Annotated in this window: 14 protein-coding genes; 5 read left to right on the top strand and 9 right to left on the bottom strand. The window is 63.0% G+C overall.

The annotated features are described in order from the left end of the window. Positions 1–30 precede the first annotated feature (30 nt). Complete coding sequence (gene pepN / locus NL532_RS25465; protein ID WP_023829065.1) at positions 31–2670, bottom strand: aminopeptidase N; 2640 nt, start codon at positions 2668–2670, stop codon at positions 31–33. A gap of 37 nt (positions 2671–2707) precedes the next feature. Between pepN and NL532_RS25460 the strand changes: the two genes are divergently transcribed. Together NL532_RS25460 and NL532_RS25455 are read left to right on the top strand one after the other, a co-directional pair. Beyond that, positions 2708–2920 (top strand): hypothetical protein, encoded by a 213-nt coding sequence (locus tag NL532_RS25460; protein ID WP_155923818.1) that lies wholly within the window; start codon positions 2708–2710, stop codon positions 2918–2920. A 170-nt stretch (positions 2921–3090) separates the two neighbouring features. Continuing rightward, the gene (locus NL532_RS25455) at positions 3091–3993 is read left to right on the top strand and encodes a DMT family transporter (protein WP_245270273.1); all 903 of its coding nucleotides are present in this window, start codon (positions 3091–3093) and stop codon (positions 3991–3993) included. Between the two features lie 19 nt (positions 3994–4012). Here NL532_RS25455 and NL532_RS25450 read toward each other — a convergent pair whose 3' ends face one another. The 3 genes from NL532_RS25450 to NL532_RS25440 form a co-directional block, all read right to left on the bottom strand. Beyond that, entirely contained in the window at positions 4013–4825 is an 813-nt protein-coding gene (locus tag NL532_RS25450) for a helix-turn-helix domain-containing protein (RefSeq protein ID WP_023826784.1), read from the bottom strand. Between the two features lie 225 nt (positions 4826–5050). Further along, the gene (locus NL532_RS25445) at positions 5051–5929 is read right to left on the bottom strand and encodes a uracil-DNA glycosylase (RefSeq protein WP_023826785.1); all 879 of its coding nucleotides are present in this window, start codon (positions 5927–5929) and stop codon (positions 5051–5053) included. A 140-nt stretch (positions 5930–6069) separates the two neighbouring features. Further along, complete coding sequence (locus NL532_RS25440) at positions 6070–6624, bottom strand: hypothetical protein (protein WP_032890987.1); 555 nt, start codon at positions 6622–6624, stop codon at positions 6070–6072. Positions 6625–6927: 303 nt separating this feature from the next. Here NL532_RS25440 and NL532_RS25435 point away from each other — a divergent pair, with 303 nt between their 5' ends. Both NL532_RS25435 and NL532_RS25430 read left to right on the top strand, forming a co-directional pair. Beyond that, complete coding sequence (locus NL532_RS25435; protein ID WP_023826786.1) at positions 6928–8607, top strand: electron transfer flavoprotein-ubiquinone oxidoreductase; 1680 nt, start codon at positions 6928–6930, stop codon at positions 8605–8607. Further along, positions 8604–9350, top strand: coding sequence for a DUF922 domain-containing protein (locus tag NL532_RS25430; protein WP_348524273.1), 747 nt, complete (start codon positions 8604–8606; stop codon positions 9348–9350). The genes NL532_RS25435 and NL532_RS25430 overlap by 4 nt, the downstream gene beginning before the upstream one ends. A gap of 25 nt (positions 9351–9375) precedes the next feature. Here the strand turns inward: NL532_RS25430 and NL532_RS25425 are convergent, their stop codons facing one another. The 5 genes from NL532_RS25425 to NL532_RS25405 all read right to left on the bottom strand — a co-directional run bounded on the left by NL532_RS25425 (position 9376) and on the right by NL532_RS25405 (position 13223). After that, on the bottom strand, positions 9376–10377 hold the full coding sequence (locus tag NL532_RS25425) for an endonuclease/exonuclease/phosphatase family protein (protein ID WP_245262529.1): 1002 nt from the start codon (positions 10375–10377) through the stop codon (positions 9376–9378). Between the two features lie 152 nt (positions 10378–10529). Next, positions 10530–11990: an AMP nucleosidase gene (locus NL532_RS25420; RefSeq protein WP_023731828.1), complete on the bottom strand. Its 1461-nt coding sequence runs from the start codon at positions 11988–11990 to the stop codon at positions 10530–10532. A 278-nt stretch (positions 11991–12268) separates the two neighbouring features. Continuing rightward, complete coding sequence (locus NL532_RS25415; RefSeq protein WP_023821077.1) at positions 12269–12463, bottom strand: hypothetical protein; 195 nt, start codon at positions 12461–12463, stop codon at positions 12269–12271. A 39-nt stretch (positions 12464–12502) separates the two neighbouring features. After that, positions 12503–12655, bottom strand: a complete 153-nt coding sequence (locus tag NL532_RS25410; RefSeq protein WP_023692826.1) for a hypothetical protein — start codon at positions 12653–12655, stop codon at positions 12503–12505. Between the two features lie 226 nt (positions 12656–12881). Further along, positions 12882–13223, bottom strand: coding sequence for a DUF2147 domain-containing protein (locus NL532_RS25405; protein WP_023687258.1), 342 nt, complete (start codon positions 13221–13223; stop codon positions 12882–12884). A 437-nt stretch (positions 13224–13660) separates the two neighbouring features. Between NL532_RS25405 and NL532_RS25400 the strand changes: the two genes are divergently transcribed. Continuing rightward, on the top strand, positions 13661–13927 hold the full coding sequence (locus NL532_RS25400; RefSeq protein WP_006199745.1) for an SEL1-like repeat protein: 267 nt from the start codon (positions 13661–13663) through the stop codon (positions 13925–13927). Positions 13928–14311 lie beyond the last annotated feature (384 nt).

Below are 14311 nucleotides of genomic sequence, written 5' to 3'. Positions count from 1 at the left end.
TCTCCCACAGGGGGAGAAGGGAAGAGGCGCTCAAGCCAGCGTTCGCTCCACAATGTCCCGCAAATCCGCCGACAGGTTCTCGGCACCGGCGATGGCCAGCAGCGCTTCCCTGGCCTTGGCTTGCCTGCCCGGCTCCAGCGAGCGCCACGAGCGCAGCGCTGTCGCCAGCCTGGCCGCCACTTGCGGATTGCGTTTTTCAACCTCGAGTACGGTCTGGGTAAAAAACCGGTACCCTTCGCCATCGGCGCGGTGGAAGCCGGTCTGGTTGGCGCTGGCGAATGTGCCGACCAGCGAGCGCACCCGGTTCGGATTGGCCATCGAGAAAGCTGCGTGACCAGTCAGCTCGCGTACCGTGTCGACTGTCCGGCGTCCCGGCACGCTGGCCTGGATCTGGAACCATTTGTCCATGACCAGCGGATCGGCGCCATAACGCGCCTCGAAATCGGCCAGCGCCTTGATCGCCTCCGGCGAACCGTCATGGCGGTGCGCAAGGACGGTCAGCGCTGCGGCGCGGTCGGTCATGTTGGTCGCGGTTTCGAAATGCCGGGCGGCGAGCGCAGCACCTTTCGGCAGCAGCGAGAGGTAGTCGAGCAGGATGTTGCGCAGCGCGCGGCGTCCCGCACTTGCCGCGTCGGGGCTGAACGGCCCGTCGCCGGCGAGGCGGCCGTATAGGTCGGTGAACGTTTGCTGATTGGCGCGCGCGATTGCCAGCGCCAACGCCTCGCGAGCGGCAAAGATGGCGTCGGGATCGATGTTCGTGCCGATGTCGCGGGCAATGTCGGCCTCGCCCGGAAGTGACAGCGCCAGCGCCCGGTAGGCAGGTTCCAGGGTCTCGTCGCCGGCGATCTTGCCGGCAAGTCCGGTCAGCCTGGCGGTGAAAGCCGGCTTCGCGCCGCCGAGGATCTGGCGGAAGGCCGCTATCAGCGCATCGGTGAGCAGCGTGTTGAACGCCTGCCAGCGCGCGAAGGCATCGCTGTCATGGCCGGCGAGGAAGAACTGGTCGTCGGCCTTCTGCTCGACCGAAAGTGTGATCGGCGCCGAAAAGCCGCGATTGAGCGACACCGCCGGCCGCTCGGCGACGCCTGAGAAGCGCACCATATGTCGGCGCTTGCGGATATGGATGACACCGTCTTCGACGGTGGCGCCTTCGACGCCGCCATAGGTGACCGGTTCGCCGCCGGCGCCGACCAAGCCGAAGGCGAGCGGAATGTGCATCAGGCGCTTGCGGCTCTCCGACGGTGTCGGCGGCACCGACTGCTCGATCTCGAGCGTAAACTCGCGCGTCGCCGGATTGTGCGTCGAACTGACGGTCAGGTTCGGCGTGCCCGCCTGGTGATACCAGAGCGCGAACTGCGACAGGTCGCGCCCGGAGACGTCCTCGAACACCTTCAGGAAGTCCTCGATCGTCGCGGCCTCGCCGTCATGGCGCTCGAAATAGAGATCCATGCCGGCGCGGAAAGCCTCGGCCCCGAGAATCGTGCGGATCATGCGCACGACTTCCGAGCCTTTTTCGTAGACGGTCGCCGTGTAGAAATTGTTGATCTCGCGGTAGCGGCGCGGCCGCACCGGATGCGCCAGCGGTCCCTGGTCCTCGGGGAACTGGTGTGCCCTCAGCGTGCGCACTTCGGCGATGCGCTTGACCGCGCGCGAGCGCTGGTCGGCGGAGAATTCATGGTCGCGAAAGACCGTCAGCCCTTCCTTGAGGCAGAGCTGGAACCAGTCGCGGCAGGTGATCCTGTTGCCGGTCCAGTTGTGGAAATACTCATGCGCGATGATCGCCTCGATATTGGCGAAATCGGCATCGGTGGCGGTTTCCCGGTCGGCCAGCACATACTTGTCGTTGAAAATATTGAGGCCCTTGTTCTCCATGGCCCCCATGTTGAAGTCGGAAACGGCGACGATGTTGAAGACGTCGAGGTCGTATTCGCGGCCGAAGGCCTGCTCGTCCCATTGCATCGAGCGCTTGAGCGCATCCATGGCGTAGCCGGCAAGCCCCTCCTTGCCTGGCTCGACATAGATGCCGAGTTCGACCTCGCGCCCGGACATGGTGACGAAATTGTCCGCAACCTTGCCGAGATTGCCGGCCACCAGCGCAAACAGATAGGACGGCTTGGGGAAGGGGTCGTGCCAGACTGCAAAGTGCCAGCCGTCGGCAAGCGCGCCGCTTTCGACCGGATTGCCGTTGGAAAGCAACAGCGGCGCTTCGTCCAGCCTTGCCTCGATGCGCACGGTATAGACCGACAGGATGTCGGGGCGGTCGAGGAAATAGGTGATGCGGCGAAAGCCCTCGGCCTCGCATTGCGTGCAATAGACATTGCTGGAGCGGTAGAGGCCCATCAGCGCCTCATTGCTGGCCGGCGCGATCTCGGTCTCGAGCAGCAGCTGGAAACGGGCCGGCGGCCTCAAAATGGTCAGCTGGTCCGGCGTGGCGAGATACTCGGCCGGGGCAAGCTCGCGACCGTCGATGGCAATGCGCTTGAGCACCAGCCCGTCGCCGTCCAGCACCAGCGACGTCGAGGCGGCGGCGCCATCGCGGCGTTCGATCGTCAGCACTGCGGTGACACGCGTTGCGTCTGGCGAAAGGCGGAAGGTGAGGCCGGTTTGCGGGATGGAAAAGTCGTTGGGGCGGTAGTCTTCGAGCTTGAAGACCTGGCCGGTATCGGTTCGCATTCCCTTGGGTTTCCCTGTCGCTGTCGGAGCCGCTGACGTGTCCTGGCCCATTAAATCTAAAGTTGCGCGCTCTTTACACGAAACGGTCACTCGACAAAACTGCGCCAATGCCTATTTCGGGGCGTTCCCCTTCCGCCATCATCGTGAGGCCTTGATGACCGTCGTCACATCGAAGTTCGGCATGGGCGCCTGTGTACCGCGTCGTTCGACGCGCATCTCAGCGGAGATCCGGGAAGCAACAAAACAGTGAAAGCCGGGCCTGGAGACGAAGCGGGCGGGAAACTGTCCGATCATCCCGGCGCGCATCGGCCCAAAAATCAATGTCGATTTTTGGAAAGCACGATGCGCAGATTCAAAGTGTCAGAGCGTCCTTTGCGCGTCGAAGACGACGCGCGGCGCTCTAATGTTCTCACCGGGATCATGCTCAAGGTCATGTCGGTGGCGGTCTTTGTCGGCATGCAAACCTGCATCAAGGCCGCCGGCACTTTGCCGGCCGGCCAGATCGTCTTCTTCCGCTCCTTCTTCGCCATCTTCCCGATCATCGTCTTCCTGGCCTTCAAGAGAAAACTCGGTACGGCGTTCGCCACCAAACGCCCGCTGAACCACATTGCGCGCGGTGTCGTCGGCGTCTGCGCCATGGGGCTCGGCTTCTTCGCGCTGACCCGGCTGCCGCTGCCGGAAGCGATCACACTGAACTATGCCCAGCCTTTGCTGGTGGTGGTGTTCTCTTCGCTGTTCCTCGGCGAAGCCATTCGCGTCTATCGCTGGAGCGCGGTTGCGGTCGGTCTCGTCGGCGTGCTGATCATCTCCTGGCCGGAGCTGACGCTGCTCACGTCGGGCGCCGCCCTCGGCGACCAGGAGGTGCTGGGCGTCATCGCTGCTCTTGTTTCTGCCGCAATCTCCGCCAATGCCATCCTGCTCGTGCGCAATCTTGTCCAGACTGAACGAACAGCGACCATCGTGTTGTGGTTCTCGGCGACGGCGAGTGTCATGGCGCTGCTTACACTGCCCTTCGGCTGGCAGGCGCTGACACCGCCGCAGGCCGGTCTGCTGGTCGCAGCGGGCTTCTGTGGCGGGCTGGCGCAGATTTTGATGACGGCGGCGTACCGCCATGCCGAAGCTTCGGTGGTGGCGCCGTTCGAATACACCTCGATGATCCTCGGCGTCGTCGTCGGCTATTTCGCCTTTGGCGATATCGCCACCATCAACACGCTCGCCGGCGGTGTGATCGTCGTTGCCGCCGGCATCTTCATCATCTGGCGCGAGCGCCAACTCGGCCTGGAACGCACCCGAACGCGCAAGGCAGCGCCACCACAGGGGTGAGGAGGTCCGCGGGGTTGGCTCAGTTAGCTTCCGCACGTTCCTTCGCCAGCCGCACCAGCACCGCTCGCGTCTGCTCGTCGGCCGGGAAGAAAGACTCGATCGCCAGTTCCGACAGCGTCACGTCAAGCGGCGTGCCGAAGACGGTGATGGTGCTGATGAAGGACAGCACCTGGTCGCCATGCGCCAGCCGCAGCGGATGGACGATGCCGTTGGGCTCGACCGGCACCGGCCGCGCACCCTTGAGCCCGGACGGATAGGTTCGCAATTCGCGCTCCAGCTCGACCAGGACGGGATCGCCGGCGGCATCGTTCTGGTGTTTCAGCCGCTCCAGCAGATGCGCCCGCCATTCCGCGAGATTGACGATGCGCGGTGCGATGCCGTTCGGGTGCAGGCTGAGGCGCAGCACATTGACCGGCGGCTGGAGCAGCGACGGCTCGGCAACATCGGCCAGAAACGGGCCGATGGCGGCATTGGCGGAAATCAGGTTCCAGTACCGGTCGACGGCGAGGGCGGGGAACGGCTCATGCCCTTTGAGCACGCTCTCGACCGCGGCAAGCGCCGGCGCCAGCGTCGTATCTGTGAGTGGCCGCTCGCTGAAGCTCGGGGCAAAGCCGGCAGCCAGCAACAGCTGATTACGCTGCCGCAGCGGAATCTCAAGCTGCTCGGCCAGATGCAGCACCATCTCGCGCGATGGCGCGGCGCGGCCGCTTTCGACGAAGGAGAGATGACGCTGGGAAATCTCAGCCTCCATTGCGAGATCAAGCTGGCTCATGCGCCGGCGCGTGCGCCATTCGCGGATCAGGCTGCCGGCGGAGGTTTGGACTGTTGTCATGGGAGGATGAGTAGGCCGGGGCGGGCGGTATTTCAATTACCTCTGAGGTCATTGGCGCGGTTCTCCCTTCTCCCCCTGTGGGAGAAGGTGGCCGAGCGAAGCTCGGTCGGATGAGGGGTGTTCCAGGGAACGCCAACGTCTCACTCCGCTGGAACACCCCTCATCCGTCTCGGCGCTGCGCGCCGATCCACCTTCCCCCACAAGGGTGGAAGGAAGAGGCGCGCCTCACCCCACCTCCCGCAACTTCGCCTTGACCTCGAGAAAATCCCGCCACGCCAGTTTCTTGTGCGCCGGCGTCCGCAAAAGATAGGCCGGGTGGAGCGTCGGCATGGCCGGAATGGCAGTGCCCGACACCGTCGTGTGCACCTGCCAATTGCCGCGCAGGCGCAGAATGCCCTCGGTCGTGTTGAGCAGGGTTTTGGCCGAAGGGCCGCCGAGATTGACCAGCACCTTCGGATTGACCAGCTCGATCTGCCGCTCGATGAAGGGGCGGCAGATTTCGGTCTCGTGCGGCGTCGGCGTGCGGTTGCCGGGCGGCCGCCAGGGAATGACGTTGGCGATATAGACCGAAGTCCGGTCAAGCCCGATCGCCCCCAGCATGCGGTCGAGCAGCCGGCCGGAGCGGCCGACGAAGGGCAGGCCCTCAATATCCTCGTCGCGGCCGGGCGCCTCGCCGACCAACATCACCAAACCTTCCGGATTGCCGTCGGCAAAGACCAGGTTCTTGGCGGTGAATTTGAGGTTGCAGCCATCGAACGACGCCATGTGCTGGCGCAGTTCGTCGAGCGTCGAGGCACTTGCCGCCATTTGCCGGGCCAGGGCCGCCTGTGCCTCGTCGGGCACCGTCGCCATGGCCGGAACGGAACGCGCCGGCGCGTCCGGCACCCGGCTTGCGTCCAGCCCGGGGCTGGCGGCGGCTTGTTCCGGAAACTTGTTTTCGCGAGGCGGCGCGGCAGGCGCCGTTGTGCGCTCGGGGCGCTCCGGTGCTGCCCCGGCAAACCGGTTCACCGGCGCGTCCTCCAACGCTTCGTCGACACCGGCAGAGGCGTAGAAGGCGAGCAACTCGGCCAGGTCGGATCGGTTGTTGGGGGAGGCGGCAGTCATGCCGGGAACATTCGTCCGCCGAGAGACGATTTGCAAGGTTGGGCGGTTAGTAATCTCCCCTCAAGGAGGGAGATTACGCGCTCGTCGGCTTTCGCCGATCACGAAGGGCATTTCGTGGCGATTTTCACGGCGTCTGCCGCTTACCCCGTAGGAATCCGCGGATCCTGCACCAGATAGAACGTCCAGCGCGGCGTGTAGTCGGTGATCAGAAACTCGAAGCGTCCCCTCTTCAGCGGGTCGATCTGTCCACTCTTGAACAAGAGCCGGTCATAGGGTTCGAAATCGCGGTCGAAATCGGCGTACGCGTTCGACAGGATGTTGTCGGGCGTCTTGTTGCGCTGGTCGAAGGACAGGCCGTCGCCGAACACGCTCGGCTGGTTGAGTATCTCCTGCAGCTCGAACTGGAATTCGACCCAGGCCTGGCCGCTGTTGTTGAGCACCTCGATACGCATGTACAGGATGCCGTTGGCGAATTCGCCGTTGGTGCTGAACGGCTGGATCGGTTTGGTGGTGCGGATGGTGAGCGTCACCGGCGTCGACGAATTCAGCTCCTCGGAGATGACCAACGGATCTTCCTTGGTGCCGGTGCCCGAGGCGCCGGTGATGTGGAAACCGCCAAGCTCGTCGGAAAAGGAATAGGCGCCGGTCGCCCACACCTTCACCGGCTCGGCCTGAGCGCGAACCGGCGTAAGCATTGAAAGGGCGAGAAGGATCGCTCGGCAGGTCCGGCCGGGCGGAAGGGGGAAGCGCGTCAATGAATAGCCGGACGGCGTGCGCATGGAAATAAGTATGGCCGATAAGAGAGCCGTCGAACAATTAAAATATGGGACGCTGAGCGCGGTCGCGCGCAAAACGCTTGCGGCAGAGTTGTCATCCGCGACTTTTTGTCGAAATCGCCATTGTCACGTCAGCGCCGGTTTCCTGTCGCGGATTGATGCGCTATGCAGCGCAGGAGCCAGCAAAATGCCCGGAAACGGTCGGCCAGTGCGGAGGGGTTGATGAGCGAGATCGAACGCGAGAGCATGGAATTCGACGTGGTCATCGTCGGGGCCGGCCCGGCGGGCCTTGCCGCAGCGATCCGTCTCAAGCAGGTCAATCCCGAGCTTTCCGTCGTGGTGTTGGAAAAGGGCGGCGAGGTTGGTGCCCACATTCTGTCAGGCGCCGTCGTCGATCCCATAGGCATCGACCGCCTGTTGCCGGGCTGGCGCGAGGAAGATGGCCACCCCTTCAAGACGCCGGTTACGGCCGACGATTTCCTGGTGCTCGGCCCCGCCGGCTCGTTCCGTCTGCCCAATATCCTGATGCCGCCGCTGATGAACAATCACGCCAACTACATCGTCTCGCTCGGCAATGTCTGCCGCTGGCTGGCAACCAAGGCTGAAGCGCTAGGCGTCGAAATCTATCCGGGCTTTGCTGCCGTCAGCCTCGTCTACAACGATGCCGGCGCCGTCACGGGCGTCATCACCGGCGACATGGGCGTCGAAAAAGACGGCACACATGGCCCGGGCTTTGCGCCGGGCATGGCACTGATGGGCAAATACGTGCTGATCGGCGAGGGCGCGCGCGGTTCGCTGTCCAAGCAGCTGATCGCAAAATACAAACTGTCCGACGGGCGTGAGCCCGGCAAATACGGCATCGGCCTCAAGGAGCTGTGGCAGGTCAAGCCCGAGAACCACCGGCCGGGCCTGGTGCAGCACTCCTTCGGCTGGCCGCTCGACCTGAAGACAGGCGGCGGCTCCTTCCTCTACCACCTGGAGGACAACCAGGTCGCGGTCGGCTTCGTCCTGCATCTCAACTACAAGAACCCCTGGCTGTCTCCCTTCGAGGAATTCCAGCGCTTCAAGACGCATCCGGCGATATCGCGCACCTTCGAGGGCGCCAAGCGCATCGGCTACGGCGCGCGCGCCATTACCGAAGGCGGCTGGCAGTCGGTGCCGAAACTCTCCTTCCCCGGCGGCGTGCTGATGGGGTGTGCGGCGGGCTTCGTCAACGTGCCGCGCATCAAGGGTTCGCACAATGCGGTGCTGTCCGGCATGCTGGCGGCCGAGCATGTCGCGCAAGCGATCGGCTCCGGCCGCGCCAATGACGAGCTGTCGTCTTATGAGGACGCCTGGCGCGCGACCGATATCGGCAAGGATTTGAAGAAGGTCCGCAACGTCAAGCCGCTCTGGTCGCGCTTCGGCACCATTATCGGCGTCGGCCTCGGCGGTCTCGACATGTGGCTGAACACGCTGTTCGGCTTCTCGCCCTTCGGCACGCTGAAACATGGCAATGCCGATTATGCCACGCTTGAGCCTGCGGCCAAGCACAAGAAGATCGCCTATCCCAAAGCGGACGGCGTGCTGACCTTCGACCGCCTGTCCTCGGTGTTCCTGTCCAACACCAATCACGAGGAAAACGAGCCGGTGCATCTCATCGTCGGCGACATGGAGTTGCAGAAGCGTTCCGAGCATGATGTCTTTGCCGGGCCTTCGACCCGCTATTGCCCGGCCGGTGTTTACGAATGGGTCGACAAGGACGGCAACGCCGCCGCCGATCCGTCTGACAAGGATGTGCGTTTCGTCATCAACGCGCAGAACTGCGTGCACTGCAAGACCTGCGACATCAAGGATCCCAACCAGAACATCAACTGGGTGCCGCCACAAGGCGGCGAAGGCCCGGTCTATCAGGGCATGTGAGCCTCACCGACCGGGGCCGTCTCAACCAGCAAAAATGGCGGCGATGGCCGGGTTTACCAATGCATGTAAGGCGCTCGGCGCCAAAGATTGTTGAAACCGTCGTCTGCTTGTGGTCTCATTGCCGCGTCCATGGGGAAAATGGCATGCGCGTGTTGGTCTTGTTTTGCGTCGCCGTCATAAGCGCGGCCTGCGGCGTCGTCGGGACGGCGTCGGCGGGGGTGAAAACCGTCGTCAAGACGCGAACCTATGACATCACCGGCATGACAGGTGCCGGTCTGGTTATCGCCATGAACCGCAGGGGCCCCAAGCACGGTTTCATGACCCACGCCATCGCGCAGACAAGCTACACCGCCGACTGGAGCCTGGACGTGGGTCAGGTCAACGGCGTCTGCCGCCTGCGCCAGGCCAATGGAACGCTCAACATCGCCTACACCTACCCGCGCGTCGCCTCGGCCGTCACGCCGGCGCTGCGCAAACGCTGGAACCGGTTTTTCACAGGCGTTCTCGCTCATGAAGGAACCCATGGCCGTATCGCCGGGCAGATGATGCAGGCTGCCGAGCGGTCGGTTCGCGGCCTGAAATTTGCCAACGATCCGCAATGCAACAAAACGCGCGTCGAAGCCACGCGGCGCTTGCAAGCCACTTCCAAGCTCTATGAGGCAAAACAGATCGCGTTCGACGCGCGCGAGCACAGTGAAGGCGGCCATGTCGAGCGCATCATCGAGGCCTTGGTAGGCTTGTGAAACCGTAAGCCCCGTGGCGTACGATCTAGCCGCCCATGCTGGGCTGGGTCAGCGACACAGTCGCGGTAGAATCCTCGTCGACCGGCTTGGTCTCGTCGCGCATCAATGAAAATTCCACCATCACCGGCAGATGGTCGGAGCCGGTCTCTTCCATCTGCGTCGACGACAGGATGGTCACCCCGCCCTTCGAAAACACCTGGTCGATCGGCAGGCCCACATAGCGCCGCAGGAAATCGGGCAGGGTCCGGTGGATCCAGGTCGGTCCGGCCGACGGCATCACGGTCAGTCCGCCGAGCGAGGCAACGCGCCGTACCGCGGCGCTCCACGGCACGGCATTGCAGTCGCCGGCCATGATCGCCGTCTCGCCGAGCGAGGTGAGCGTCTCGGTCAACTCGCCGATCTGCCAGTATTGTTCCTTCGGCCACGGCCAGCTCAAATGGATCGCCGCGACATCGACCGGAGTGCCGCCGAAATCGACGGTGGCGGCCGCCATCGCGCCGCGCGGTTCGCAATGCGGCTCGGTGCCGGCCGCAAAGGGTCGCCGGGACAAAAGCGCCACGCCCCACACGCCGTCGGGATGGGCGCACAGGATGCGATAGGGATAGGCGTTCTCGATATAGCCGAGTTCGGTCGCCCACATGGCCGATACTTCGTCGAGCGTGATCACGTCCGGGTTGGTCCTGGCGATCAGCGAAAGAACCTTCTTGGGTGTCGGATTGTTGAAACGCAGGTTCATCTGCAGCAGCCGGTAGACCGGTTCGTTGCCGGGCGCGGCGTCATTGGCGGCCTGCACCGGCCACAGGCGCGGCAAGGTGCTCAACGTGCTGGCGAAGGCGGCCACGGCCAGCAGCAGGCCCACGCCCGCCTGCAGGCGAAACGAGGTGGCGAGCAGCGGCAGCGCAATCAGCCCCATCAGCACGGCAAAATGGATGCGGAAATGGGCGAAGGAATCGAAGGCCGGATGCAGTGCGCCAAAGAACCCGGCTACAAGCGCGGCCGAGAGGCCGAGCATTGCCAGGAACGCCATTGAAGCCATCATCTTTCGCACGCGTGCCATCAGACCGGGTTTTGCCCATAGACCGGGTAATACATTGCCGAGGTATCAGGCCTTTATCGGCTGAAATGCGGCCCAATCAAGATGACGAAACGCCTCGCGGCAAACATTTACGGCAAGCCGGTCTACTGAAAGGCCGTCTCCGAAAAGCTTCTCAGCTTGCGCGAATGCAACCGTTCCATCGGCATTTCCGCCAGCTTCTCCATCGCCTTGATGCCGATGGTCAGATGCTGCGCCACTTGCCGCTTGTAGAATTCGGTCGCCATGCCGGGCAGCTTCAACTCGCCATGCAGCGGCTTGTCGGAGACGCAAAGCAGCGTGCCGTAGGGCACGCGGAAGCGGAAGCCATTGGCGGCGATCGTGGCCGATTCCATATCGAGCGCGATGGCGCGCGACTGCGACAGCCGCTGCACCGGTCCGCGCTGGTCGCGCAGTTCCCAGTTGCGGTTGTCGATGGTGGCGACGGTGCCGGTGCGCATGATGCGCTTGAGATCGTAGCCGGAAAGTCCGGTGACTTCGGCGACCGCCTCCTGCAGCGCCACTTGGATCTCGGCCAGCGGCGGTATCGGCACCCACACCGGCAGGTCATCGTCCAGCACATGGTCTTCCCGGACATAGGCATGCGCCAGCACATAGTCGCCCAGCGCCTGAGTGTTGCGCAGGCCGGCGCAATGGCCGAGCATCAGCCATGCATGTGGCCGCAGCACCGCGACATGGTCGGTGATCGTCTTGGCGTTGGACGGGCCGACGCCGATGTTGACCATGGTGATGCCGCCATGGTTCGGCTTCTTCAGATGATAGGCTGGCATCTGAGGCAGGCGCGGCGCCGCCACGCCTTCGCTGGGTGCGTTTTGCCCTGCCTTGGTGATGACATTGCCCGGTTCGACGAATTCGGTATAGCCGTGGCCGCCTTCAGCCATCTGGGCCCGCGCGCGGGCGACGAACTCGTCGATGTAGAACTGGTAGTTGGTGAACAGCACGAAGTTCTGGAAATGCTGCGGGCTGGTCGCCGTGTAGTGCGTCATGCGGTGCAGCGAATAGTCGATGCGCTGCGCCGTGAACGGCGCCAGCGGCCTTGGTTCGCCGAACGCGACCTCGAAGGTGCCGTTGGCGATCTGGTCGTCGGTGCCGTCAAGATCCGGCACGTCGAACAGGTCGCGGATCGGCCGTTTGATGCGGTCGGCGGCGGCGCCATCGACATGGGTTCCTTCAAGGAACGCGAAATGCAGCGGGATCGGCGTGGTCGATTCCGAAACCGTTACCGGCACGCCGTGATTGCGCATGATCAGGCGAAGCTGCTCTACGAGATAGCGTTCGAACAGCACCGGCTGGGTGATGGTGGTCGAGAAATGCCCGGGGGTCGGCATGTGGCCGTAAGCCTGGCGCGAGTCGATCTGGGTGAACGAATTGGTGGTGACGCCGATCTCCGGGTAGAAGGCGCGGTAGCGCTTGCTTTCGTCGCCGCCGGCGGCGAGCGTGGCAAAGGAGTCGCGCAGAAACTTGGTGTTGCGGTCGTAGAGCACCTGCAAGGCGGCCACGGCCTTTTTGGCGTCGTCGAAGCTCTGCTTGCCGAAAGGCTCCGGCATGACGACCGATTCGATAGCTTGTGGGTAGATTCGCTTTTCCATGGCTCAATATAGAGACTTGAGGCCGCACTTGGGAGGGGAGGATGGCCGCCAAGTGGTCGATTTATTCGTCCACGCCCAAGGTGTGCTGAGATTCAGGTAAGGCTGAGCCGGAGTCGAGGACGGGCGCGAAGCGACCAAACTGGTTGGCTTCGAGAACCGGAGCGGAGCGTACTCGAAGTATGTGAGCACCAAAGGCCGCCACTTGCAGGCCGGCATCACCTTAATACCGGCACACCTTACCCGCGCTGCAGACTGACCAGCAAGACAAAGCCGACGCCATGCTTCTTCGTCGCCGGCGCGTCGATCGTCGCGTCGGCATTGGCCCGCATCATCGGCATGGCCAGGACCGGCGCCGACAGCACGACCAGAACGAGCGCCGCCCGCGGCAGGAGCCGAAGGGTCTGGAGGGCGTTGATGGCGATGCGGTTCATGGCTTTTGCTTTTCTGTTTGGATCTATGTCTTTGTCGTCTCAGGGGCGAAAATGGTTCATGCAATCGAATTGGCAGGAACTGGCTGCATCCCAGGAACGGGCCGGGCGGCCGGCTTCGGCCACGAGGATGGCGAAGAGCATCCCGAACAGGCTCATCAACAGGCAGACGATGGTGAAGCGGCGAGCGAGCATTTGCGTAGTGTCTCCTTGAACACGCCATCAAAATGCCCTGATGCGACTGAACCGGCGCTGATGCCGACGTTCATCTGCGGTTCAAAGTGATTGACGAGGTCTTAGAGAGAGCGTCGGTTCGGGTTTGCGCCGCCGCAAACGGCACGGTCGTCGCTATGGCGCGGACCGTCCTGCAAAAGAAAACGGGGCCTGTGAAGGCCCCGTTGGTCAACTCAAAGCAGCAAGATCAGAGCTTGTGCCAGGTCTGGCTCTTGCAGATCAGCCCGCCGAGCACGCAGCCGCTCATTTTGAGCGAGGTGCCCGACAGTGTTGCCTTGCCCGAATAGGTCTTGTCGTTTGCCGGATCGGTGATGTTGCCGGCATATTTGTTGGCCCCGGCCGCCTTGAGCGAACCGATGGTCTTCCCGGCATATTTGCCGGTCTTCAGGGTGATGGAGAATGAACCGCTGCCGCCGATAACTGCTGTGTCGCCGGCTTGTGTCTTCCAATTGCCTTCGATCGGATCGGCCCAAGCCGCACCAGCCATCATCACGGCGGCCGCCAGGGCCAAGCTCACTTTGCGAAACATATCTGTCCTCCCTGGTTTAGATGGGGCAGCCGCCTCTCTGCCCCTTACGCAAACGTAAGCTAATCCAGCTCCTGGCAAAACAAAAGCGTACCGCGACGGAAGGTTTCGCAATTTTCATGCAGGGTCGGGAGAGTGCAGCCCGTGGAAATGAAACGATCGAGGCGTTGGCTTTGGTTCGCGTGGTTAGCAGAGTGTTGATCGGCGCCTTGCAAATTTTCGTCAAATCGGTCGAGAAACGGCGGGATTGCGGACTTTGTATCCTTAACGAATTTCCGCGTTTACCTCTTGTTTTAGCTTTGTTTTCTCCAAATTAAGCACGCCATTTAACGACGGATTCAAGGCTCGGCCTCATTCTCGGAAGCATCGAAAGAGCGGCTCCCCAGGGAACACCGGGGGACAGAAGAGCCTCGCTCTCGGGAGCCAGACAGGGGACTAAAATGGCACGTTTTGAAATGCTTGAAGCCGGCTTCGGCGCCATGGGGGCAACTGCCCAGGCCGACATTCTTTTCGAACTGGGCATGATGTATGCGACCGGCCGCGATTGCGAGACCGATGTCGTTGCCGCCCACAAATGGTTCAACATCGCCGCCATCAAGGGCTCGGTCCGCGCCGCGGAACTGCGCTCGGAACTGTCGGCCGCAATGTCCAAGGTCGAGATCGCCAAGGCGCTGCGCGAAGCCCGCGAATGGATGACGATGCACTGAGATCGCGAGCAGATTATCGCAGGCAGATTATCGAAAACAGGGAAGCCCCGGGATCAAGACCGCAAAGACGGTCGGAACCGGTGAAACGACAAGGCCGCGACAAGACGGCCGACCATGAAAGAACAAGAACGCGGCAGGCCGGCACGGTCCAGTCGTGCACAATGGGGACGGCGGGCAGGTTTTCGTGGCGCGGGGGCGCATGGGGACTGCTACGAGCAAAAAGCCACGACCGGCCGGAACAGGCTGGCGTGGCTTTTTGCGTTGATGAGGCCCAATCGAGCGGCGCCGATGCGCCTAGACAGGCCCAATGAAGGATGAAATTGTCCCGCCTTCGGAAAGAAGCGCGGCCAGAGCGGCTGCGCGAGTGTGGGAGGAGTTCTATCA

This window comes from Mesorhizobium sp. C120A (genome assembly GCF_030323105.1).
In the GTDB taxonomy this organism is placed as follows: domain Bacteria; phylum Pseudomonadota; class Alphaproteobacteria; order Rhizobiales; family Rhizobiaceae; genus Mesorhizobium.
The sequence above is the reverse complement of the archived record's forward strand: the minus strand, read 5'-3'. Positions and strand labels throughout refer to the sequence as shown.